This is a genomic window from Burkholderia sp. RS01 (genome assembly GCF_039748055.1).
Taxonomy (GTDB): domain Bacteria; phylum Actinomycetota; class Actinomycetes; order Actinomycetales; family Micrococcaceae; genus Arthrobacter.
Window position 1 is genome coordinate 143,642 of the sequence record NZ_JBDLAK010000002.1, and the last position, 22,508, is coordinate 166,149.

Sequence of the window (22,508 nt, forward strand, 5' to 3'; positions counted from 1 at the left end):
CGGCCATTCCGGCCGGGACTGTTCTTGCCCCGTGTCATGGTCCCGGCTCTGTGTCTCGGGCAACAACGCACGGCTTCCGGGATCCGTCATCGGAGGCGGGGCTCGCCGTTATCAGCAGGCCGCCGGCCTCTGCGGCCAGGACCGCGGCCAGGGTGCGGACGATCCGGTATGCCGTGATGGCGCGCAGCACGGCGTCCAGGCCGCGCTCCGGCGTGCCGATCCCGTGGCGGCGGCGAACGGCGAAGGCCGCCGGCAGGGCGGCGAGGACGACGGCGGCCGTTGCTGCCGCCGTCGGAATCCAGCTGGGTGGCCGGCCCAGGGCGGCCTCGCCGGATGCGGTCACCGCCAGCACGACCGCCAACAGCAGGGACGCAACGACGGCGGCGGTGATCAGCACCGGGCTCACCAGCTGGCGCGGCCAGCCGCGGAAGGCACCCCGACGGCCGGGTCCGGAGGACAGGGTGCAGGCTGGGGAGCCGGGGAGGCCGCCACCACCACATGGCCAGCAGCACCGCCACCGCGCCGAGGCCGGCGGCGTTGGTCTACGCCGTGGTGCTGGACGGATCCGGGCGGCAGGCAAAGTTCCCGGCAATGGCCGCCAGCCCCGCAGCCATGGTGGCGGACGTCCGGAGCAGACGGTTCATCGCGATTGTTCGAATCACCTTGTTGTCGTCGGCGTCGAGTCGTTCCAGCTCTCGGCGCCGGGAAACCAGCCACAGCAGAAGGCTCGTCCCGGCGGCCAGCACCAGCAGGGCGCCGGCCAGGCAGGCCGCCAGTTCCGTGCCGGCAATGCGCCCGTCGCCGCCGACGGTGGTGAAGCCGCCTCCGGCGTCGGGCTGTGATGAGTAAGGCAGCGGGTTGTACGGCTGCTGGGTCGCCGCCCACGCGATGGTGCCGGCGGACGCCGCGAAAATACCCAGCGCGGTCCGTGCGAGGGCCGCCGGCAGGAAGCCCTTCACGGGCCGCTCCGGCAGGGTTGTTGTAGGATGCCGCGCACTGCGGGGTCCGTAGTAGCTCAACTGGCCGATCGCGTGGATGCCGAGGCAGCCCAGGATGGGCCAGGCCAGGGCCGGCAGGATGTCCGCCGGATCCTGCAGCGCTGTGACAAAAACGTGCGCGATGGAAGGGGACCCGGACGCCTCAGTCGTCGAAGGGTTTGAACTGCTCCACAGCCACGATCTTGCTCTTGCTGCCGTGGGCCACATGGCAGATCACCATTTCCCCCGGCGCCAGGTATGGGTCGGACCCCGGAAGCAGGCCCCTCAGCCTCGTGTTCATGTACACGCCGAGCTGGTTCAGCACCGTAGGCAGTGCGGGCCGATGGGTGCACAGCACCACCGCGCGCTGCTTGTCGAAGAGTGATTCAACGGTGGCCGCCGTTTTCCGGGGGTTCCGGGCATGACGGTGCTCGGTCAGCGCGTCCACGAGCTTTACCTTCGCGTCGGCAGCTTTGGCGTACGGCGCGATCGTGGCCACGCACCGCTCCCAAGGGCTGCTGACCACACGCAACGGCTGCCATACCCGCAGCAGCCGGCGCACGGCCTGGGCCTGCCGCAGCCCGGTGGCGGCGAGCGGCCGCTCGCCTTCGGCCTTGGTCCATGAGGACCTCGGCTTGGCCTTGGCGTGGCGCACGATAACCAGCGGCCAGGTGTGCAGTTCTTTCCGGGAGTGCGCCGCCACGAGGAACTCAAGGGGCCCGATGTCGGAGGGGTTTGACAGCATAGACGCTGCCCGCTCAGGACTGCACCACATGACGCTGTCCACTTCCTTGCCGTCCGGGCGCAGGGGAGTCCCGCTCACTTCCACCGCCCAGTAGTGCACCACTTTCAGGCCTGCCGAAACGTGATAGTGGATGGGCGGAAGCGGAATCCCCAAGGGTGCGTGCAGCCCGATCTCCTCCTCCACCTCGCGGACAGCGCATTCGGGCACGGTTTCGCCGGCGTCGAGCTTGCCCTTTGGCCAGGACCAATCGTCGTAACGGGGCCGGTGGATCAGGAGGACTTCCAGCTGGTCCTTTTTCACGCGCCACGGCAGGGCGCCGGCCGCCGTGATGGCGATCGGCTCTCCCGGGTGATCGGTCTGATCCTGTATGGGTGAGTCGCTGCTCTTCAAAGGCCGGGTCCTACCGCCGGGCGAGGGCGCGCTGGCGGGAGCGTGAAGCCAGGAGCCAAGACTGGACGTCGTCAAGTTTCCTGCCGTCCTCGCCATCGTGGTGGCGCGTCCATTCTCCAAGGCTGTCGAGGTGCCAACTGGATGTCTCTGGGTCCATGTACCGGGCCAGGAGATCGGTGACGTAGGTGGTGTCCTCGCCGCCGGCAAGCTGGACGAGTGCCTCGACGCGGCGGTCCAAATTCCGGTGCATCATGTCCGCGGAGCCGATGTAGACCACGGGGTCGCCGGCGTTGGCGAAGGCGAACACGCGTGAATGCTCCAGGAAGCGGCCCAGGACGGAACGCACGGTGATGTTTTCGCTCAGCCCGGGAACACCCGGACGCAGGGAGCAGATGCCGCGGACAATGACGTCCACCTTCACGCCCGCCTGGGACGCGCGGTAGAGGGAATCGATGATGGCCTCGTCCACGATGGAGTTGACCTTGATCTGGACGCGCGCCGGGATGCCCGCCCGGGCATTCCGGATTTCGGTTTCGATCCTGTCGATCAGGCCTGACCGGACGGAGCGCGGAGCCACCAGGAGCCGCTTGAACGTTGACTTCGGGGCGTAGCCGGAGAGCTGGTTGAACAGCTTGGACAGGTCCTCGCCCACCTGCTCGTTGGCGGTCAGGAGCCCCAGGTCCTCGTAGTAGCGGGCGGTGCGGGGGTGGTAGTTGCCCGTTCCGATGTGGCAGTACCGCCGCAGTCCGTCGACTTCCTGGCGGACCACGAGGGACAGCTTGCAGTGCGTCTTCAGGCCCACGATGCCGTAAACCACGTGGACTCCGGCCTGTTCGAGTTTGCGGGCCCACGAAATGTTGGCCTGCTCGTCGAAGCGGGCCTTGATCTCCACGAGCGCCAGCACCTGCTTGCCTGCCTCGGCGGCGTCGATGAGCGCATCAACGATCGGTGAGTCCCCGGACGTGCGGTATAGGGTCTGCTTGATGGCCTGGACCTTCGGATCCGCCGCTGCCTGTTCCAGGAAGGCCTGGACGGAGGTGGAGAACGAATCGTAGGGGTGGTGCAGCAGGATGTCCCGGCGGCGCATGGCAGCGAAGACATTCGCGGCCTTGGACGTTTCGGATTCGTTCAGGTACCGGGAGGTGTGCGGCACGTGCTTGGGGTAGTGCAGGTCCGCGCGGTCAATGCCGGCAATCACGGACAGCCCTCGGAGGTCAAGCGGCGCCGGAACGGAGTAGACCTCCGATTCTTCCACGCCCAGCTCACGGATCAGGAGAGCGCGGATGTTCGGGTTGATGTCATTGGTGACCTCGAGCCGGACGGGCGGACCGAACCGGCGGCGCAGCAGTTCCTTCTCGAGGGCCTGCAGGAGGTTTTCGGCGTCGTCTTCCTCGACCTCCACGTCCTCATTGCGGGTGACACGGAAGGTGTGGTGTTCCAGGACTTCCATGCCGGCGAACAGCTGGTCCAGGTGGACGGCGATAACTTCTTCAAGGGCGATGAAGCGGGCAACACGGCCCGGCACCGATCCGGCCCGCGGCCCGTCGACGGAGATCAGGCGCGGCAGCTGGTCAGGCACCTTGACGCGGGCGAAGAGTTCCTTGTCGCTGACCGGGTTCCGGACCACCACGGCGAGGTTCAGCGAGAGCCCGGAGATGTACGGGAACGGGTGGGCCGGGTCCACGGCCAGGGGCGTGAGGATGGGGAAGACCTTTTCAGCGAACATGGCGCTGAGGCGGTGCTGGGCCTGGTCGTCGAGTTCGTCCCAGTGCATGAGGTGGATGTGCTCATAGGCCAGCGCGGGCCGGATCTGTTCGGCGTAGACCCGGGCGTGCCGTTGCTGCAGCCGGTGGGCGGCGTCGCCGATCTGCTCGAGGACCTGGACCGGGCTCAGGCCGGCGGGGGAGGGGACGGCCAGGCCGGTGGCGATCCGTCGCTTCAGGCCGGCCACGCGCACCATAAAGAATTCATCGAGGTTGGACGCGAAGATGGACAGGAAGCTGACCCGCTCCAGAAGGTACAGGTCGGGGTCTTCCGCAAGCTCGAGGACGCGGGAGTTGAAGGCCAGCCAGCTCAGTTCACGGTCGAGGAACCGGTCCGGGCTGATCTCGCCCTCGGGCTCCAGGATGGCCGCGAATTCCGGGATGTCGATCCGGTCCTGGGTGGCGCGGGACGCCGGCACCTCGGAGGAACCGAAACGGGCGCGCGCGGGGGCCGCCGTGATTTCGGTGGTGGCTGTGCCGGCGGATTCCGGTTGCATGCGCTCTCCTTGATGCTGACGGGATTTAGCTTCAACCTTACAAGCTTTCGCTCCGGCGGGACCCGCAGATTTCAGCGGGTCCGGCCTGTGCGTCGAATGACTTGATTAACGTCCGGCGAGCGGCCCGTACATCACATCAACGTCCCATCGTGTGAAGCCGAGACGCCGGTATAGCGAAACGGCCGGGGCGTTGTCCGCATCCGTGTACAGCATTACTGCGTGGAGCCCCTGCTGCTCGAGGTGCCTGATTCCGGCCACCGTCAGCGCCTTGCCCAGGCCCATGCCCTGCGCGGCCGGCGTAACGCCCACTACGTACACTTCGCCGATCGCCGGGTGGCTGCCGTGCCGGGGGTGCACTTTGGTCCAGTGGTAGCCAAGGAGCCGCCCCTCGCGGTCCTCGGCCAGCAGGAACCCGGCGGGGTCGAACCACGGCTCCTCCATGCGGGCCTCGAGGTCGGCCCGGGTCATGGAGCCCTGCTCGGGGTGGTGCGCAAAGGCGGCGCGGTTGGCCGCAAGCCAGGCGTCCTCGTCCTTGCCCGGCACAAAGGCGCGGAGCGCCACACCGTCCGGAAGAACGACGTCGGGCAGGTCAGCCGCCGCGGTGGTGAGCCGCATCTTCCACAGCTCCCGGACCGGGCCGTAACCGTAGCGGGCTGCGAGCTCCGCTGCTGCCTCGTGGTTGCCGTGGGACCAGGCCCGCAGGCCGTGGAATCCGCGCGAAGACCTCAGAGTCCCCACGAGCCGGTCTGCGACGCCCTGGTTCCGGTAACTGGGATGGACGGCGATTTCGAGCACGCCCGTGCCGTCTGCCTCGTCCACCACCACGGCGAAACCTGCGAGGTCCTGTCCCGTGACGGGATCGGAGTCCTCATCGGGGGCATAGAGGGCCAGGGTCAGCACCGAGTGGGGGCCCGTATCCGCGGCACGGAGCGTCACGAGGGTCTGTTCCGAGATGGAAGGATTGCCGTCGGATTCTTCGGCGGCCGCCAGCAGGGTTTTGATGTCCCGCAGCAGCTCTTCATCGCCACCGCCTTTGACGACGAGTACGGGCCAGTTCTCCGGATGCGCAGGACTCATGCTGTAAGGCTATACGCCCGGCAGGGGGAGTCGCCCGATTTGTGGCCTGCTCCGCCGGCCCGTATAGTCGTTATCTCATCCGGCTTCCTGAACTGGTTTTCAGGAGGAAGTTTGCAGGGGGGATCCACCACTGGGGTGGCCTCGATACGTTCGACCCGTATGTCCTCCACTGAACAAGTGCAGCAACGCAGAACGGCCCGGACTCGAAAGAGTCCGGGCCGTTCTGCGTTAATCCAAGCCGTTCTGCGTTAATCCAAGAGTCCGAGCCGGGCTTGAGGCACTCAGGCCTCGGTGAGTTCGTCCTCCTGCTGCCGCACCAAGGTGAGCCGGTAGCCGACGTTCCTCACCGTGCTGATCAGGTTCTCGTGGTCGGCGCCGAGCTTGGCCCGGAGGCGACGGACGTGGACGTCCACGGTCCTGGTGCCGCCGTAGTAGTCGTAACCCCACACCTCGGTCAGCAGCTGCTGGCGCGTGAACACCCGGCCGGGGTGCTGCGCCAGGTACTTGAGGAGTTCGAATTCCTTGAAGGTCAGGTTTAGGGCGGCGCCGTTGACCCGCGCCGTATAGCTGGCCTCGTCAATGACGACGCCGGCAGCCCGGATTTCGGTGGGAAGGTCTTCCTTCTCCGGGACGGCCCTGGCCACGGAGAGCCGGATTCTCGCCTCCACCTCGGCGGGCCCCGCGGAGTCCAGCACGATGTCGTCGACGGCCCATGCGGAAGACACGGCGGCCATGCCGCCTTCGGTGAGGATGAGGACCAGCGGTGCGCTGAGGCCGGTCGCCTTGAGGAGCTGCGTCAGGGAGCGGGCTCCCACGAGGTCTTTCCGCGCATCCAGCAGCACGATGTCGCAGGGATCCGTTTCAAGCAGTGCGGTGGGCTCGGCGGGGAGGATGTGCACCCGGTGGTTCAAGAGCTCCAAGGCAGGCAAAATGTCCACCGATGATCCGGTGCTGTTCGTCAGTAACAGGATGTGCGACATTGTTCCTCCAAGGGGCCGTCCGCGCATCATTGGGCGACTGAACCGGGCTTTCACCGGCCGGTACTGTGCTGGCTGCGGCGGGGCGGCAGCGCTGGCAGACCAGCGCGTCCGGTTCCTGTCGCAGGAAGCGTAGCTGAGCTTTGAGTATACCTAACGGCCCCCTGACAGACACTGACCCGCGCCCGCAGCGCGCCTCATTTGCGACATATGGCAGTCACATAAGGCAGGATTGAAACCGTCAGGGCGTGATGCCCTGCCCGTCAACGGCATAGCCAGGATGAGGACGCAGCGAAGTTGAGTGCAGAGTCAGAGATGAGTACGCCATGGCCGCGCCTGAGGTGAGCGCGCCGGCAGCCGCCGGCCGTACACTGCAGTCCTGGAGCATCGGCGTCATTGGCCTGGCCGGCCTGGCCACCATCATCGCCAGCGTGTTCCGGACTCCGGACGTCCTCCTGGCTGTCGCCGTCGTTGTTGCCCTGGCCGTCGGCGTCGGCTGGCCGCACTATCTCGGGATACCCGCCAAGAAAACCCTGGCGGCCGTGATCGGCCTGCCGGGTGCCGGCTCCGCGGTGGCTGCCGCTGTCGTACCCGCCCCCGGCTACCTCGACTGGACCCCCGGCTTCATCGCCCTGGGTGTCTCGGCTGTGTTCGTGGTCCAGCTGATTCGAGGGACCGGCCAGGCGCAGCGGCTGGAATCGATTCTGGGCTGCTGCGTGGGCGTCCTCCTCTCCTGCCTGGGAGCGGGCTGGATCGCGGGGGCACGGTTCAATGGCGTCAAGGAGATGCTGCTGGTTGCCGGCGTAAGCGCCGCCGTCGCGCTGCTCGCCGGCCTCATCCGCTGGCCTGACCGGATCATTGCCCCGCTGGGCATCGTCCTGGCAGGGCTGGCCGGGCCCCTGGCCGGTCTGGTGTTTTCCGACATCGCCGTGCTGCCTGCCGCGGTGTTCGGCGTTGTAGTGGGGGCGGTCCTGGTCAGCTTCCGCCGGCTTGTGACCCTCCGCGGGATCCCGTTGAACTTTCCGGCCGCCCTGGGCATGGGTCTTGCGCCCGTCCTGGCCGTCGGTTCGTTGGCTTACTTCATAGACAAACTACTCATCTCCTGACGCGTTAGGATGGCATCATGTCCGTACTTGCATATGAAATTTTCTTCCTTGTCCTGCTGGGCGTCGCCAGCCTGTCCATGGCTTGGTTTGCCGGTTTTGTGGTCTACCGCCTGTTCAAAGGCCAGAAGTAGAACCGCTTTTCCTGCTAGCACTTTCCAGAGGTAACAGCTGTGCCGATTGAGATTCCCACAGACCTGACCCCCGAACTGGTTCCGCTTTCCTGGCTCATTGGTGAGTGGGAGGGCAGCGGCCGCCTCGGGTCCGGCGATGAAGATTCAGAACACTTTTTCCAGCACGTGTCGTTCACCCAGAACGGTCTGCCGTACCTTCAGTACCGCGCGGAAAGCTGGCTGACCGACGACGACGGCACCAAACTCCGGCCTCTCACCGTCGAGACCGGCTTTTGGGCGCTTGAGCGCAAGCAGATTGACGCCGACAGCGGCCCCGGGCTGGTCCCCGGGGACATTGTTCCGGCGCTCAAGAGCGCTGACGAGGTGGAGGCCCTCCGGAACACGGACGGCGGATTCGATATTTCCGTTTCCATAGCCCATCCGGGCGGGATCTCGGAGCTCTACTACGGGCAGATCAAGGGGCCGCAGATCCAGCTGAGCACCGACATGGTGATGCGGGGCAGCCACTCCAAGGAGTACAGCGCCGCCACCCGGATCTTCGGCCTGGTGGACGGGAACCTCCTCTGGCGCTGGGACGTCGCCACCGGCTCGTCCACGGCGCGGGAGGCCTCGTCGGAACCGGGCGACGGCCTCGAGGCCCACGCCTCGGCGTTCCTGCGGAAGGTTTCCTGACAGGTATCCCACCGGTTTCCTGACAGTCGGAGCCGCTGGCTCTGTTCCGCCGGACGTCCCCCTCCGCTACGTTGGACTGAGGTCTCATATTCCTCTGCCCGCAGCGACCCAGGGAGCACCACATGGATGAAGCGACAAGCCCGGCGGACTACAGCGACCTCAAGGCGGTGTACTTCAACGGCACCCTCAAGCGTTCGCCCGAAAAGAGCAACACCGAGGGCCTGATCGCCGTGAGCCGGCTGATCATGGAGAAGCAGGGCGTGGCCACGCGGGTCATCCGCACCGTCGATCATGACGTCGCCAGCGGCGTGTATCCGGACATGCGCGAGCACGGCTGGGAGACCGACGAATGGCCCGAGCTTTATCCCGCCGTTAAAGAGGCGGACATCGTGGTGGTGGCCGGGCCCATCTGGCTGGGGGACAACTCGTCGCAGACCAAGAAACTCATCGAGCGGCTCTATGCCCATTCGGGGGAGCTCAATGAGAAGGGGCAGTGGGCGTACTACCCGAAGGTGGGCGGCTGCCTGATCACCGGCAACGAGGACGGGATCAAGCACTGTGCCATGAACGTCTTGTACAGCCTCCAGCACATCGGGTTCACCATCCCGCCGCAGGCCGACGCCGGCTGGATCGGTCCGGTGGGGCCCGGCCCCAGCTATCTGGATGAAGGGTCCGGCGGGCCGGAGAGCGACTTCACCAACCGGAACACCACGTTTATGACGTGGAACCTCCTGCATCATGCTCGGATGCTCAAGGATGCCGGCGGGATTCCCGCTTACGGCAACCTTCCGGAAGAATGGAAAGCCGGATCAAAGTTCGGTTTCGAAAACCCGGAGTACCGCTGAGCGAACCAGCCTGGTCGCCGTGGCTGCTCGAAAACCGGTCCCCGATTCCGACAGACCGGAATACCCGCCTAGCCAAGGACGTTCCCTTCATATGACTATCAAGAGCCCTCTTTTGTCGCGCCCGGGAGCCGTCGAGGCGGCCGGTCCCGACGCCGGCGTCGCGTCCCACTACGGTGAGCCCCTGCGCGAGCAGCGCGCCCTCGCGGCCGGTACCGCCGTCGTCGACCTGTCCCACCGCGGAGTGGTGACCGTCTCCGGACCCGACCGCCTGAGCTGGCTCAACACGCTCTCCTCCCAGCAGGTCACCAACCTCCAGCCCGGTGAGTCCAGCGAGCTGCTGCTCCTGACCATCCAGGGACGCATCGAATTCGATGCCCGGGTAGTGGACGACGGCGGGACCACCTGGCTGATCGTCGAGGCCGCCGAGGCTGCCCCGCTGGCGGAGTGGCTGAACAAGATGAAGTTCATGCTGCGCGTCGAAATCGCCGACGTCTCGGACGCCTGGGCCGTGCTCGGATCCACCAGGGCGGTGCCCGAGTGGTCCGGCCTGAAGGTCTGGCAGGACCCGTGGCCGCACGTCGGCGCCGGCGGGTACGCGTACTCGGTAGTCGCGGAGGAACAGCATCCGGGCGCCGAACGCCCGTGGTTCGAATACTTGGTGCCGGCAGCGGAGCTTGAAGCGACGCTGGGAGACCGGCCGCTGGCCGGAGTCTCGGCAGCCGAGGCCCTGCGCGTGGCGGCGTGGCGGCCGCGGCTCGGCGCCGAAACCGACGATAAGACCATTCCGCACGAACTGGACCTGCTCAGGACCGCGGTGCATCTCTCCAAGGGCTGCTACAAGGGCCAGGAGACCATCGCGCGCGTCCACAACCTCGGCCACCCGCCGCGCCGGCTGGTGTTCCTCCAGCTCGACGGCTCGCAGCACACCATGCCTGCTCCCGGAAGCGAAGTGCTGCTGGGGGAGCGCAAGGTGGGGACCGTGACGTCCGTGGCCCAGCACCACGAGATGGGCCCCATCGCGCTGGCCGTCATAAAGCGTTCCGTCGCGCCGGATGAAATACTGACCGTCATGGACGGAACCGAACCGTACATAGCCGCGCAGGAAGTGATCGTGGCTCCCGACGCCGGCCAGGTGGTCGGCAGGCAGACCGGATTCCTGAGGGGGACCCACAAGTGACAGATTCCACCGCACCCGGAGCGGAACCAGCGCCGTCCCAGCAGCCAAGCCAGTCGCAGCCCGACGAGGAAACCCTCGCCCTGGCGCACACCCTCTTCGACGCGGCCCGCAACGGCGAGACGGAGGTGCTCCGCAGCTACCTGAACGCGGGCGCGCCAGCCACCCTGACGAACGCCGCCGGTGACTCGCTGCTCATGCTCGCGGCCTACCACGGCCACGCCGAGACCGTTCAGCTGATCCTGTACCACGGCGGCGACGCGAACAGCGCCAACGACCGCGGGCAGACCCCGCTGGCCGGAGCTGTCTTCAAGGGATACACCGACGTTGCCCGCGTGCTGCTCGACGCCGGTGCGGACCCCGACGCCGGCACCCCCTCCGCCCGCGCGGCCGCGGAGATGTTCGCCCGGGCCGACATCAAAGCCCTGCTGGGCTGACGTTGGAGAATGTAACCAGGCCGTGGCCTGCCCTCTGGTCCCTCGTCATCGGGTTCTTCATGATCCTGATCGACACCACCATCGTCTCCGTCGCTAACCCGAGCATCATGGCAGGGCTGGACACGGACATCAACGCCGTCATCTGGGTCACGAGTGCCTATCTGCTGGCCTATGCGGTTCCCCTCCTCATCACCGGGAGGCTGGGTGACAGGTTCGGCCCCAAGCGGCTGTACCTCTCCGGTCTCGTCGTGTTCACGCTCGCCTCGCTCTGGTGCGGCCTGTCCGGCACCGTCCACATGCTCATTGCGGCCCGCGTCCTGCAGGGCCTGGGCGCCGCCCTGATGACGCCGCAGACCATGGCGGTGATCACACGCATCTTCCCGCCGGACCGGCGCGGCGCAGCCATGGGCCTGTGGGGCGCCACCGCGGGCGTGGCAACGCTGGTGGGTCCCATCCTCGGCGGCGTGCTGGTGGACGGGCTCGGCTGGGAATGGATCTTCTTCATCAACGTCCCCATCGGAATTGTGGGCTTTATCCTCGCTTGGCGCCTGGTCCCGTCCCTCACCACCCACCCGCACAGGTTCGATATCCCCGGCGTGGCGCTCAGCGCCGTCGGGCTTTTCCTGCTCGTGTTCGGGCTCCAGGAAGGCGAGACGTACGACTGGGGCACCATCACGGGCCCCGTGACGGTCTGGGGCCTGATCATCAGCGGAATCGTGGTGCTGGCGCTGTTCGTCGGCTGGCAGGCTGTTAACAAGGGCGAGCCGCTGCTCCCGCTCTCCCTGTTCAAGGACCGCAACTTCTCGCTGGCCAACATCGGGATCACCACGGTGGGGTTCACGGTCACGGCTTTCGGCCTGCCCCTGATCTTCTACTACCAGATGGTGCGGGGCATGACCCCCACGCAGTCGGCCCTCATGATGGTCCCCATGGCGCTGATTTCCGGCGGCCTGGCACCGGTGGTGGGCCGCATCATCGACCGTGTCAACCCGAAGTACATCACCTCCGGCGGCCTGCTCCTCATGGCGGTGGCGTTGTTCTGGAACTCCGCCCTCATGCATCCGGACACTCCGGTGTGGCTGTTCCTGCTGCCGAGCGCGGTCCTCGGTTTCGCAAATGCCGGGGTCTGGGCGCCCCTCAGTTCAACGGCCACCCGCAACTTGCCGCCGCGGCAGGCGGGAGCCGGGGCCGGCGTCTACAACACCACACGCCAGATCGGGGCGGTCCTGGGCAGCGCCGCGATTGCGGTCCTCATGCAGGCCCGGCTCGCGGCCGAACTTCCGCCGGCTCCCGGTGCTGCGGGAGGGCCGGGCGGGGCCGGTGAGGTCAGCTTCGGCGGCCAGCTGCCGGCGGCCCTGCACGAGGGGTTCTCGACGGCGATGAGCCAGTCCATCATGCTGCCCGCGGCCGTGATCGTGCTCGGCGCGGCAGTTGCGCTGTTCTTTGCCCGCCCGAAGCCCGTGCAGGGCTGGGGCGGCCAGCAACCGGCAAAAGCAGAGAGCTCCGACGCCAGGACACCGTAGCCCGGCGGGCGTCCTCGGCCGGGCAGGCGTCCTTAGCCGAGAAGGACGCTGGTCTGGATGCCGCCGGTGGAGAAGCCCAGGCTGCGTGCCGTGGCCAGCGAGCCTTTGTTGCTGACGTCGGCGCGCCACTGGAGCGTCAGCCCGGAGGCCAGGGCTTCGTGCGCGGCGATCGAGGCCGCCAGGGAACCCACGCCGCGGCGCCGCCACTGCGGCGCCACGAGGACGCCCATGTGGGCCAGGATCCCTTCCCATTCCGAGTAGGCGCCGCAGGCCACGGGCACCTTGCGGCCGTCCTCGTCATGCAGGATCGTGTAGCGGTTCTCGAGGTCGGAGAGCCCCACCTCGTTGATGTCGTCCGGCGGGCAGAGGCTCTCGAGTTCGACGGCCTCGGGGTTGCCGTGCGACACCGTGAGTTCCTCGGCGGGCTGCAGCAGCGGGAGGTCGTCCGCGAAGAAGAGAGCAGCCGAGCCCAGGCCGTGGCCGCCGTGCCGGCGGGTGATGGTCAGCAGGGTGACGTGCTGGGCCATCTCTTCATCGGCGATTCCGACGGCGGCGTCCAGCGCCCATTGCGGACCCACCAGGGCGGAGCTGCCGAAGAGGCGGACGAACTGGACGGCGCGCGCTGTGTCGTCGACCCTCGTGAGCCGTTCCCCGGTTTCCAAGGCGAGGGCGAAAGCGCCGTCGTCGAGCCCCAAACGGCGCGCCCAGGCTAGCTGGATGATGGCGGCGGAACCGGGCTCAAGACTCATGCCCCAAGCCTACCGACCCCCGCCGCCCCCGCATCAACCAGCGCGCAAGGGCACTTAGGCCCCCGCCGTCACCGCATTAACTAGCGCGAACGGACAGTCAATGCCCTCCACAATCGGAAAAGAGGGCCTTAACTGCCCGTTCGGGCGAAGCGGAGCGGGGCCTAGCCGAAGAGGACCGCGGCCTCGTCGTAGCGGTGCTGCGGGACGGTCTTGAGCTTGCCGAGCGCTGCTTCGAAGCCGACGTGGTCGATGTCGGTTCCGTTCAGCGAGACCATGGTGCCCCAGCGGCCCTCGACCACGGAGTCGATGGCGGCCATGCCCAGCCGGGTGGCCAGCACGCGGTCGAAGGCGGACGGGACGCCGCCGCGCTGGATGTGGCCGAGGATGGTGGCGCGGGTCTCGATCCCGGTCCTTGCCTCGAGTTCGGGGGCCAGCTGGTCGGCGATGCCGCCGAGCCGGGGCCGGCCGAAGGTGTCCAGGCCGCGCTCGGAGTGCGGTGATTCCATGTGCTCCGGCACGAAGCCTTCGGCGACGACGACGAGGGGCGCGCGGCCGCGGTCGTGGGCCTCGTTGACCCACTCGACGATCTGCTCGATGCTGACCTTCTGCTCCGGAATCAGGATGGCGTGGGCGCCGGCGGCCATTCCCGCGTGCAGGGCGATCCAGCCGACATGGCGGCCCATGACTTCGGCGATCATGCAGCGGTGGTGGGACTCGCCCGTGGTCCGCAGGCGGTCGATGGCCTCGGTGGCGATCTGGACGGCGGTATCGAAGCCGAAGGTGTAGTCCGTGGCGTCGAGGTCGTTGTCCACCGTCTTGGGCACGCCGACGATTTTCAGTCCGGCGTCCGTGAGGCGCTTGGCCGCGGCGAGGGTTCCTTCGCCTCCAATGGCGATGATGGCGTCGATGCCGAGCCGTTCCATGTGGGCTTTGATGACCTCGGGTCCGCCGCCGTTATCGAACGGGTTGGTCCTGGATGTACCCAGGATGGTGCCGCCCTGCTTGGCAATGCCTCGGACCACGGTGCGGGGAATGGGAATGATGTCTCCCTCAACCACTCCGCGCCAGCCGTCGAGGAACCCCACGAATTCGTGGCCGTGGATGGCAATGCCCTTGAGGACGGCGCCGCGGATCACGGCGTTCAGTCCGGGGCAGTCGCCGCCGCTGGTGAGGATTCCTATTTTCATATTTCTCGGCTCAAATCCTGGTTCGAAGGTATACAGGCAGAGCGCCACGCTGAGCTCACCCTAGAGTCTAATGGGCGGTGTGGGGAAGGACACAAACGGTTACACCGCGCCCTGGTGTGACGTATAAGTGCCCCCGCTCCGGTGGGAACGGGGGCACTGGGTAGCGGTCGACGGCGGTCACCGGCCTTTCGGCGGTCCCTACCGGTTCATGGCGCGCTTTTCTAGGAAGGACTCGAGCGCGATGCCGTTGTTCTGGTTCGGCAGGATGAGCCACGCCAGAAGGTACAACAGGACGGCCGGTCCCGGCAGGAGGCAGAAGAGGAGGAAGCCGATCCGGACGAAGGCAACGTCCACGTTCAGTTTCTCGGCGATTCCGCCGCACACCCCGCCCAGCCAGCGCTGCGGTCCGCGCCTCAGGCCAAGGCCCCTGACAATGCTGAAGAATTTTTCCATGGTTCAAGACTTCCCGTTTGTGGGGCTGTTGTCACGTCCGCGGGCCGAGAGCAGGCCGCCGATCACCAGCGCGGCGCCGGCCCCGATCATCAGCCCGATCAGCACATAGGTTCCGTTCAGTGCCACGAGCCCCAGCTGGGAGATGATGATGAGCGCGGCCAGGGCCAGCACCACGAGCCCCCAGACGATGGTGCCGACGCGGGCCGGTGAGGAAGAGGGATCGCGGCGGTCCGCTGCGACGGATTCCGGCACGGGCGAGGTCTTCGGGGCGGGGTCATGGCTGCTCATGTCAGTTGCCTTCCTGGATGGTGACGTTGCTGACGGTTCCGTCGATCTGAAGGATCAGGCGGGCGCCGGGCTTATCAGCGTTGTAGCTGCTCTGGCGGGAGGTGATGCCGCTGCGGCTGTCCGCGCCTTCGTTGAGGTTGCCCAGCGTCATGTCTGCCCTGACGTCCACTGGAACCGTGCGCGGGATGACGACCGTCACGTTGCTGGCGGTCACGTCGAGGGGGATCACGACGTCGGTGCCCAGGGGCGGGTTCAGGTTCAGGCCGGTGAGGTCAACAGTCCCGCGGCCTCCGGTGATCTGGAAGCCCTCGCGTGCCTGTTCGATGCTGGCGGGGTTCCAGTCCGCGTTCTGGAAGCGGAAACGGTCGCCGTTCGGCACGGTGTTGAAGATGCCGCCGACGATCAGTGCCACCACGGCGAAGAATCCGAGGATCCCCGACGTCCTGCCCCTGAGGCCGGAGAGGAGGATGCCCAGGCCAAGGACAGCGGCGCCGCTGGCCCACACCACGGCGTTGGCGGAGTCGCCGAGATCGATGACGTTGCCGGCGTCGAGGGCCTTGAGCGTCCCGCCGACCAGCAAGGCGAGGCCTGCGGTAATGGCGACGACGGGTGCGCCGGGGCCGTTCGGCCTTGACTTCGGAGCGGGCACAGGAGCCGGCACCGGGGCTGGTCCGCGGGGCGGAACGCTGCCGAACCCGCCGCCGTATGGGCCGGGCGGGACATGTCCCTGGCCGGCGGCGCCGTAGGGGGGCAAAGGAGCCGACGCGGGCCGTGCCCCGTGCTGGGCGGTGGCGGCCTGTGTGCCGGCAGCGAATGCTTCTGCCGCCGGGGCACTGCCGGGGGCAGCGTATCCGGGGGCAGGCTGGGCGCCGGCCTGGGTGGTGTTCATAGCTGCTCCAATGGGGTTCCTATTGCGTTGCGAGAGGAAGTAGATGAGGTAGATGACGCCGCCCACCCAGAAGAGGGTCCAGAAGAAGCCGAAGCCGTCGTGTCCCCAGCCCCAGAATCCGCCCCCCATGCCGGTGAGGCCGAGGACGGTGGTGATGAGTGCGCCCGTCATGCCGCTGGTCCAGCGCCCGGCGCCCGCTTCCTGGGTATGGATCCGGCCCTCCGGCTCCGGCAGGAGTGCCCAGGCGAGGCCGTACAGGAGGACGCCGATGCCGGCGAACAGCGTCAGCACGATGAACACGCCCCGTACGATCAGCGGGTCGATGCCCATGCGCTCCGCGATGCCGCTCGAGACGCCGCCGATCCAGCGGTCGCGTCCGCGGTGGATGCCTTGGCTGCGGATCCAGTCGAAGAAGTTCAGCTGCTGGGGTGGCCGGCCGTAGCCGGGAGCACCCGGACCGCCGAAACCGGGACCGCCCGGCGGCGGGGTGCCGGGTATTTCCTGCGTGGCACCGAGGGACGGCCGCAGCTGCTCAGTCGGCTGCCCCGGCAGGGCCTCGGTGGGACGTTCTGCCTGCGAATCGGTGGTTCCGGGTTCGCGCAGAGGTTCGGAACCGGGTCCGGACTGGTCGTCGGACGGGTTGGCGGGCTGCTGCCCTTCAGCTGGGGTGGGGTTGTGCGAGTTCATACTTCGATCCTGCCGTGCGGGGCCATGGTCCCTCTATTGGGGAAGACCCTGAGCCGTCCCTGACTTACCCCCGGTCCACCCTCAAAACGGGCCTCCGAAACCCTGATCCGTGTTTGGATTGATGCATGACCACAGTCCCCGTCCGCCCGCCGCTGGTCCGCAGCAGCGACCGCGTTATCGCCGGCGTGTGCGCGGGCCTCGCGGACCACCTGGGCTGGCCGGTGCGCATGGTCCGGATCGGCATGGCCGTGGCCGCGCTCGCTGGCGGGGCAGGCCTGGTCTTCTATGGCTGGCTGTGGATCATGGTGCCCACCGCAGACGAGAGCGCCAAGCGCAACGCCCGGCGGCCGGCGTCGCCCATTGCCCCCGCGGTGAGCATGCCGCAGCATCCCGCCGCCGTCGTCGACCCTTCGGTGTGGAGCAGTGCGTATTCGCCCGGTCCGGCTTGGCCGCCCCCGGGCCGACCAGCGCCCGCCGCAGAGCCGGGTGTATATACCCCTGCTGTGGCTCCCGCGCCGTCCGCACAGTACGACGCCGGGCCCTCCTCCCAGCCGCCGGCACCTGCTGCTGTTCCGGGCACCGGTGCCTGGTTCCGCGTCCGCAACATGCGTTACGGCAAGGAGATCCTGCTTGGCGCCGGGCTGCTGCTCGTTGCCGCGATCCTGATCGCCAGGCTGCTCGGCGTCGAAGTGCCGCTGGGGACCCTGATCCCGGCGGCTGCCATCCTCGGCGGTGCCGCCATCGCCTGGATGCAACTCGACGAAACGCGCCGCGCCGGGCTGGTGGACAAGACCAAGGCGGACCAGGCGGGCGGATGGGCGCGGCTGGCCGCCGGCCTCGCGCTGGTGGTGGCCGGAGTGCTGGTCATGGTGTCCGGGTCCGGTTCCTGGGAGCAGACCTGGCTGGCTCTGCTGGCGTCCGTGGCCGTCCTGGGCGGGGTGGCGCTGGTGCTGCTTCCCTGGGGCCTGAAATTCTGGCGCGACCTTGAGACCGAACGCGCCGGCCGGGTCCGCGAGACCGAACGGGCGGAGATCGCCGCACACCTGCATGATTCAGTGCTGCAGACCCTCGCGCTGATCCAGCGCCGGGCCGCCAACGAACACGATGTGGTGAGGCTGGCCCGAGCGCAGGAGCGCGAACTGCGAGGCTGGCTGTTCAGGGACCCGGCCAGGGACGCCGGCCAGCTTTCGGACAGGATCAAGGCGGCCGCGGCGGAGGTTGAGGACGGCCTCGGCAATGCGGTGGACGTCGTGAGCGTGGGCGACACGGCCATGACCGACAGGCATGAGGCGCTGGTCCAGGCGAGCCGGGAAGCCATGCTGAACGCCTCCCGCCATGGCGGCGGACCGGTCTCCGTCTATCTGGAGGTGTCCGACGGCGGCGCGGAAGTATTCGTCAAGGACCGCGGCTCCGGATTCGAACTCCACGCGGTTCCGGCGGACAGGCTCGGCGTCCGGGAGTCAATTATTGGCCGAATGAAGCGGCACGGCGGAACCGCCCAGATCAACAGCAGTCCTGACGGCACGGAGGTCCGGCTCAAGCTGCCTGCGGCCGCGGAGGACAACGGGGAAGGGAAGTCATGAGCACTCCAGCACTGGGCGGCACGGCCGGGGATCCGGGACGGAGCGTCCGGGTCGTGATCGTGGACGACCACGCCATCTTCCGCTCCGGCCTGAAGGCGGACCTGGACCCGCGCATTGAGGTGGTCGGCGAGGCCGGAACGGTGGAGCAGGCCATCGAGGTGATCGGCCGGACCCGCCCGGAAGTGGTGCTGCTCGATGTCCACCTGCCCGGCGGCCTGGGCGGAGGTGGGCGTGAAGTCATCGCCGGCTCAGCGGCGCTTCGGGGCACCACCACGTTCCTGGCCCTCAGTGTGTCGGACGCGGCGGAGGACGTCGTGGCCGTGATCCGTGCCGGCGCGCGCGGCTACGTGACCAAGACGATTTCGGGGACGGAGATCACGGACGCCATCTACAGGGTTGCCGGCGGCGACGCCGTCTTCTCGCCGCGGCTGGCCGGCTTCGTACTGGACGCCTTCGGCACCGCTCCCGCGGACATTGCCGACGACGAACTGGACAAGCTCTCAGCCCGCGAGCTCGAGGTGATGAGGCTCATCGCCCGGGGATACAGCTACAAGGAAGTGGCCAAGGAGCTGTTCATTTCCATCAAGACCGTGGAAACCCATGTGTCGGCGGTGCTCAGGAAGCTGCAGCTCTCCAGCCGCCATGAACTGACCAAGTGGGCGGCCGAGCGCCGGCTCCTCTAAAACCAAATGATGCGCTATCACTTAGGGCCCTTTTGCCGCGGCAATAAGGCCCACAAGTGACAGCGCATCGGGGCTTTGGGACGGCCTACTTCGCCTTGCCCAGGAAGTCCTGGAGGCGCTCCACCCCGGTGGCGAGGTCGTCGTCGCCCAGCGCGTAGGACAGCCTCAGGTAGCCGGACGGACCGAACGCTTCGCCGGGCACCACGGCAACCTCCACCTCGTCCAGGATCAGCGCCGCGAGTTCGGCGGAGGTCGAGGGGCTGACCGGACCGTTCGCCGTCGGGAATTCCTTGCCCAGCAGGGCGCGGACGTCCGCGTAGACATAGAAGGCGCCCTTCGGCGTCGGGCATTCAACGCCGTCAATGGCGTTAAGTCCGGCAACGATCGCCTTGCGTCGGCGGTCAAAGGCGACCTTCATTTCGTCGACGGCGGTGAGCGGTCCCGACACGGCTGCCAGGGCAGCGATCTGCGGGATGTTGGACACGTTCGAAGTGGCGTGCGACTGCAGGTTGGTGGCGGCCTTGATGACGTCGGCCGGGCCGATCATCCAGCCCACGCGCCAGCCGGTCATCGCATACGTCTTGGCCACGCCGTTGAGGATCACCACTTTGTCGCCCAGTTCGGGGACGGCCGTGGCGATGGAGGTGAACGGAACGCCGTCGTACGTCAGGTGCTCGTAGATTTCGTCGGTGACAACCCACAGGCCCTTGGCTGCGGCCCACTGGCCGATTTCCGCCACCTGCTCGGGGGAGTACACGGAGCCCGTCGGGTTGGACGGCGAGACGAACAAGAGGACCTTGGTGCGGTCCGTGACGGCCGCTTCGAGCTGCTCCACGGTCACCAGGTAGTCCTGTTCCGGCCCGGCGAAGACCTCCACCGGCACGCCGCCCGCGAGGCGGATGGCTTCGGGGTACGTGGTCCAGAACGGCGTGGGAACGATCACTTCGTCGCCCGGGTCCACGAGCGTTGCGAAGGTGTTGTAGACGGCCTGCTTGCCGCCGTTGGTGACCAGCACCTGGGAGGCGTCGGCCTTGTATCCGGAGTCTCGGAGGGTCTTCTCGGCAATGGCCTTCTTCAGCTCGGGCAGGCCGCCGGCGGGGGAGTAGCGGTGGTACTTCGGCTGGCTGGCGGCCTCGATGGCGGCCTGGACGATGTAGCCCGGGGTGGGGAAATCCGGTTCGCCGGCGCCGAAACCGATCACGGGCCGGCCGGCCGCCTTAAGTGCTTTGGCCTTGGCGTCGACAGCCAGGGTGGCGGATTCGGCAATGGCGGAAATGCGTTTGGAAACGCGGGCGGCAGACATGGCAGGTCCGTTCTTCGCTTGCAGCTGGTTAGCTGAATGGTGGAATTCGACGGAATCTACTCTATGCTGTTCACCGGATCGTTCGAGGTGGGGCATGGCTTTGTGACTGCGGCGCAGTCAGGAATCCACCGCCGCAGAACGGTCCGAAACGAGGCTGGTTCGACGTACGCGAAGTTGTTGCGTAGACTAGTTCTCCGGTGTTGAAAACACGATGATGACGTGCGCCTCAGGAATCCTTGGGTGAAGCGCGGCCTCGATCGGTTTTTGATCCATAGGGTAGTGGCGCAATTGGTAGCGCAGCGGTCTCCAAAACCGCAGGTTGCAGGTTCGAGTCCTGTCTGCCCTGCGCAAGCTGTTCCGGCGGAAAGCCGGAGCAAGCGCAGCAACCATGGTTCAGTTCAGGACCGGGTAATCCGACATTTTGCGAGGATGAGTGAGGAACAGGTGACCGAAACAGCTGCAAGCAGCTCCAAGGGCCGCCCCGCAAAGAAAGCCGCCAAGGCTGGCTTCTTCGCTCGAATCGCACTCTTCATCCGCCAGGTCATCGGCGAGCTGAAGAAGGTTGTCGCACCCACCCGCAAGGAACTGATTAATTACACGCTCGTGGTGCTGGTATTCGTGGTCATCATGATGGTCATCGTCACCTTGCTGGACCTGGGCTTCGGGACCGCGGTGAGCTGGGTCTTCGGCGGTACAGGCGCCAAGGACCGCTAAGGCGATCGGTCCGCAGACTGCGCGGGATCCTTCCGGAAACGGAACGGACTGCGGAGTGTGCGGAATTGAGCCATTTAAATAGGCATGTTAGGCAATGAGGAAGCAGGAGACCAAGTGTCTGAGCAGGAGCTCGAGGTAACTGAGACTGAGCTGGATGAAACCAAGGACGCATCGGCCGAGGCCGTTGAAGGGTCTGAGGTTGAGTCTGCTGCACCCGATTCCGACGGCGCCGCTAACGCCGAAACTGACGCTGACGCCGACGACGATGCAGATGTAGCGGATGACGAAACTGACTCCGAGGAAGCTGACTCCGAGGAAGCTGACGCCGATGAGGCAGACGCCCTGGCAGCCGCCGCCGCGAAGGCCGATGTCGATCCCGCCGAGGAGTTCAAGGCCAAGCTGCGCCGCCAGGAGGGTGACTGGTACGTCATCCACTCCTACGCGGGTTACGAGAACCGCGTGAAGGCCAACCTTGAAACGCGCATCCAGACCCTGGACATGGAAGATTACATCTTCGAAATCCAGGTGCCGATGGAAGAAGTCGTTGAGATCAAGAACGCCCAGCGCAAGGTCATCAACCGCGTCCGGATCCCCGGCTACGTGCTGGTCCGCATGGACCTGACCGACGCCTCCTGGGGCGCGGTCCGCCACACCCCGGGCGTTACCGGCTTCGTGGGCAACGCCCACAACCCGGTCCCGCTGCGCCTCGACGAGGTCTTCTCCATGCTCGCGCCGGTCTTCGAAGAAGAGCAGGCCGAGAAGGGCAAGCCGGTCAGGCACGCCGCCGCTCCCGTGGACGTCGACTTCGAGGTCGGCGAATCGGTCATCGTCAAGGAAGGTCCCTTCGAGACCCTCCCCGCCACGATCTCCGAGATCAAGATTGATTCCCAGACCCTCGTGGTGCTGGTGTCCATCTTCGAACGCGAAACGCCGGTCACCCTGGCGTTCAACCAGGTCACCAAGATCTAGCAATACCCCTAGAATTCGTCCCGGAACTGCCCGCTTAGCAGTTCCTCGACGGCAGACCGCCTCGCCATGGCGGTCAACCACCTGAGGCACGCTCCTGTGTCCCAGGACGCAATTGAGAGAAGGACCCTACATTGGCTCCCAAGAAGAAGGTCACCGGCCTCATCAAGCTGCAGATCCAGGCAGGTGCCGCCAACCCGGCCCCGCCGATCGGTCCTGCGCTTGGCCAGCACGGTGTCAACATCATGGAATTCTGCAAGGCGTACAACGCTGCGACGGAAGCCCAGCGCGGAAACGTTATCCCCGTGGAAATCACGGTTTACGAAGACCGTTCATTCACGTTCATCACCAAGACCCCGCCGGCTGCAGAACTCATCAAGAAGGCTGCAGGCGTTGCCAAGGGTTCACCCACGCCGCACACCGTCAAGGTTGCCAAGCTGACCCAGGCCCAGGTCAACGAGATCGCCACCACCAAGATGGAAGACCTCAACGCCACGAGCCTCGAAGGCGCAGCGAAGATCATCGCCGGCACCGCCCGCTCCATGGGTATCACCGTCGAGGGTTAATTTCCCCCACCGCTGATGCGGCGCCGGGTTCGGGAAACCGACGACGACGCCGGGCAGCACCGCCGGGAAACCGGCACCACTGAAACATTGAAATGTTGGAGATCCACGCCGGATCATCCAACTGTG

General features: G+C 66.8%; 23 protein-coding genes and 1 tRNA gene. 12 read left to right on the top strand and 12 right to left on the bottom strand.

The annotated features are described in order from the left end of the window. Positions 1 to 34 precede the first annotated feature (34 nt). The 6 genes from ABFP37_RS02635 to ABFP37_RS02660 form a co-directional block, all read right to left on the bottom strand. The gene (locus tag ABFP37_RS02635) at positions 35 to 397 is read right to left on the bottom strand and encodes a hypothetical protein (protein ID WP_347032655.1); all 363 of its coding nucleotides are present in this window, start codon (positions 395 to 397) and stop codon (positions 35 to 37) included. Between the two features lie 145 nt (positions 398 to 542). Beyond that, the gene (locus tag ABFP37_RS02640) at positions 543 to 1,205 is read right to left on the bottom strand and encodes a hypothetical protein (RefSeq protein ID WP_347032656.1); all 663 of its coding nucleotides are present in this window, start codon (positions 1,203 to 1,205) and stop codon (positions 543 to 545) included. Beyond that, positions 1,141 to 2,112, bottom strand: coding sequence for an NUDIX hydrolase (locus tag ABFP37_RS02645; protein WP_347032657.1), 972 nt, complete (start codon positions 2,110 to 2,112; stop codon positions 1,141 to 1,143). Before ABFP37_RS02645 ends, ABFP37_RS02640 begins: the two co-directional genes overlap by 65 nt. A 10-nt stretch (positions 2,113 to 2,122) precedes the next feature. Then, a complete protein-coding gene (locus tag ABFP37_RS02650; RefSeq protein ID WP_078027268.1) occupies positions 2,123 to 4,372 on the bottom strand; it encodes an RNA degradosome polyphosphate kinase in 2,250 nt (749 codons plus the stop codon). A gap of 105 nt (positions 4,373 to 4,477) precedes the next feature. Further along, positions 4,478 to 5,449 (bottom strand): mycothiol synthase, encoded by a 972-nt coding sequence (gene mshD, locus ABFP37_RS02655; RefSeq protein ID WP_347032659.1) that lies wholly within the window; start codon positions 5,447 to 5,449, stop codon positions 4,478 to 4,480. Between the two features lie 281 nt (positions 5,450 to 5,730). Continuing rightward, on the bottom strand, positions 5,731 to 6,429 hold the full coding sequence (locus ABFP37_RS02660) for a response regulator transcription factor (protein WP_078027266.1): 699 nt from the start codon (positions 6,427 to 6,429) through the stop codon (positions 5,731 to 5,733). Positions 6,430 to 6,752: 323 nt separating this feature from the next. On the opposite strand from ABFP37_RS02660, the gene ABFP37_RS02665 reads away from it, so the two are divergent. The 6 genes from ABFP37_RS02665 (at position 6,753) to ABFP37_RS02690 (ending at position 12,314) form a co-directional block, all read left to right on the top strand. Continuing rightward, positions 6,753 to 7,532, top strand: a complete 780-nt coding sequence (locus ABFP37_RS02665) for a hypothetical protein (protein WP_347032660.1) — start codon at positions 6,753 to 6,755, stop codon at positions 7,530 to 7,532. A gap of 170 nt (positions 7,533 to 7,702) precedes the next feature. Continuing rightward, positions 7,703 to 8,335 (top strand): FABP family protein, encoded by a 633-nt coding sequence (locus tag ABFP37_RS02670; protein WP_347032661.1) that lies wholly within the window; start codon positions 7,703 to 7,705, stop codon positions 8,333 to 8,335. Positions 8,336 to 8,457: 122 nt separating this feature from the next. Beyond that, positions 8,458 to 9,180 carry a flavodoxin family protein gene (locus tag ABFP37_RS02675; protein ID WP_078027263.1) on the top strand — a complete coding sequence of 241 codons (723 nt, stop codon included), beginning with the start codon at positions 8,458 to 8,460 and terminating at the stop codon, positions 9,178 to 9,180. A 91-nt stretch (positions 9,181 to 9,271) separates the two neighbouring features. Then, positions 9,272 to 10,357: a glycine cleavage T C-terminal barrel domain-containing protein gene (locus ABFP37_RS02680; RefSeq protein WP_347032662.1), complete on the top strand. Its 1,086-nt coding sequence runs from the start codon at positions 9,272 to 9,274 to the stop codon at positions 10,355 to 10,357. Further along, positions 10,354 to 10,791, top strand: coding sequence for an ankyrin repeat domain-containing protein (locus tag ABFP37_RS02685; protein ID WP_078027261.1), 438 nt, complete (start codon positions 10,354 to 10,356; stop codon positions 10,789 to 10,791). Before ABFP37_RS02680 ends, ABFP37_RS02685 begins: the two co-directional genes overlap by 4 nt. 2 nt (positions 10,792 to 10,793) lie before the next feature. Further along, positions 10,794 to 12,314 carry a DHA2 family efflux MFS transporter permease subunit gene (locus ABFP37_RS02690; protein ID WP_347032663.1) on the top strand — a complete coding sequence of 507 codons (1,521 nt, stop codon included), beginning with the start codon at positions 10,794 to 10,796 and terminating at the stop codon, positions 12,312 to 12,314. Between the two features lie 32 nt (positions 12,315 to 12,346). On the opposite strand, the gene ABFP37_RS02695 is transcribed toward ABFP37_RS02690, so the two are convergent. The 5 genes from ABFP37_RS02695 to ABFP37_RS02715 all read right to left on the bottom strand — a co-directional run bounded on the left by ABFP37_RS02695 (position 12,347) and on the right by ABFP37_RS02715 (position 16,567). Continuing rightward, complete coding sequence (locus tag ABFP37_RS02695) at positions 12,347 to 13,063, bottom strand: GNAT family N-acetyltransferase (RefSeq protein WP_078027259.1); 717 nt, start codon at positions 13,061 to 13,063, stop codon at positions 12,347 to 12,349. Positions 13,064 to 13,224: 161 nt separating this feature from the next. Further along, positions 13,225 to 14,250 (bottom strand): ATP-dependent 6-phosphofructokinase, encoded by a 1,026-nt coding sequence (locus tag ABFP37_RS02700; RefSeq protein WP_347032664.1) that lies wholly within the window; start codon positions 14,248 to 14,250, stop codon positions 13,225 to 13,227. Between the two features lie 198 nt (positions 14,251 to 14,448). Then, positions 14,449 to 14,703 carry a PspC domain-containing protein gene (locus tag ABFP37_RS02705; protein WP_078027257.1) on the bottom strand — a complete coding sequence of 85 codons (255 nt, stop codon included), beginning with the start codon at positions 14,701 to 14,703 and terminating at the stop codon, positions 14,449 to 14,451. Positions 14,704 to 14,706: 3 nt separating this feature from the next. Beyond that, entirely contained in the window at positions 14,707 to 14,991 is a 285-nt protein-coding gene (locus tag ABFP37_RS02710) for a hypothetical protein (RefSeq protein WP_078027256.1), read from the bottom strand. A 1-nt stretch (position 14,992) separates the two neighbouring features. Continuing rightward, a complete protein-coding gene (locus ABFP37_RS02715; RefSeq protein ID WP_347032665.1) occupies positions 14,993 to 16,567 on the bottom strand; it encodes a PspC domain-containing protein in 1,575 nt (524 codons plus the stop codon). 125 nt (positions 16,568 to 16,692) lie between these two features. Between ABFP37_RS02715 and ABFP37_RS02720 the strand changes: the two genes are divergently transcribed. Together ABFP37_RS02720 and ABFP37_RS02725 are read left to right on the top strand one after the other, a co-directional pair. Further along, positions 16,693 to 18,150, top strand: coding sequence for an ATP-binding protein (locus ABFP37_RS02720; RefSeq protein ID WP_078027254.1), 1,458 nt, complete (start codon positions 16,693 to 16,695; stop codon positions 18,148 to 18,150). After that, positions 18,147 to 18,833: a response regulator transcription factor gene (locus tag ABFP37_RS02725; RefSeq protein ID WP_078027253.1), complete on the top strand. Its 687-nt coding sequence runs from the start codon at positions 18,147 to 18,149 to the stop codon at positions 18,831 to 18,833. The genes ABFP37_RS02720 and ABFP37_RS02725 overlap by 4 nt, the downstream gene beginning before the upstream one ends. 85 nt (positions 18,834 to 18,918) lie before the next feature. Here the strand turns inward: ABFP37_RS02725 and ABFP37_RS02730 are convergent, their stop codons facing one another. Next, positions 18,919 to 20,136 (bottom strand): pyridoxal phosphate-dependent aminotransferase, encoded by a 1,218-nt coding sequence (locus ABFP37_RS02730; protein WP_078027252.1) that lies wholly within the window; start codon positions 20,134 to 20,136, stop codon positions 18,919 to 18,921. Positions 20,137 to 20,409: 273 nt separating this feature from the next. Between ABFP37_RS02730 and ABFP37_RS02735 the strand changes: the two genes are divergently transcribed. From ABFP37_RS02735 to rplK, 4 genes are all read left to right on the top strand, one after another. Beyond that, positions 20,410 to 20,482 (top strand) — tRNA-Trp (locus ABFP37_RS02735). 83 nt (positions 20,483 to 20,565) lie between these two features. Then, a complete protein-coding gene (gene secE / locus ABFP37_RS02740) occupies positions 20,566 to 20,850 on the top strand; it encodes a preprotein translocase subunit SecE (protein WP_078027251.1) in 285 nt (94 codons plus the stop codon). A 114-nt stretch (positions 20,851 to 20,964) separates the two neighbouring features. Further along, positions 20,965 to 21,819 carry a transcription termination/antitermination protein NusG gene (gene nusG, locus ABFP37_RS02745; RefSeq protein ID WP_347032666.1) on the top strand — a complete coding sequence of 285 codons (855 nt, stop codon included), beginning with the start codon at positions 20,965 to 20,967 and terminating at the stop codon, positions 21,817 to 21,819. 131 nt (positions 21,820 to 21,950) lie between these two features. Continuing rightward, positions 21,951 to 22,382, top strand: a complete 432-nt coding sequence (rplK, locus tag ABFP37_RS02750; RefSeq protein ID WP_024365990.1) for a 50S ribosomal protein L11 — start codon at positions 21,951 to 21,953, stop codon at positions 22,380 to 22,382. Positions 22,383 to 22,508 lie beyond the last annotated feature (126 nt).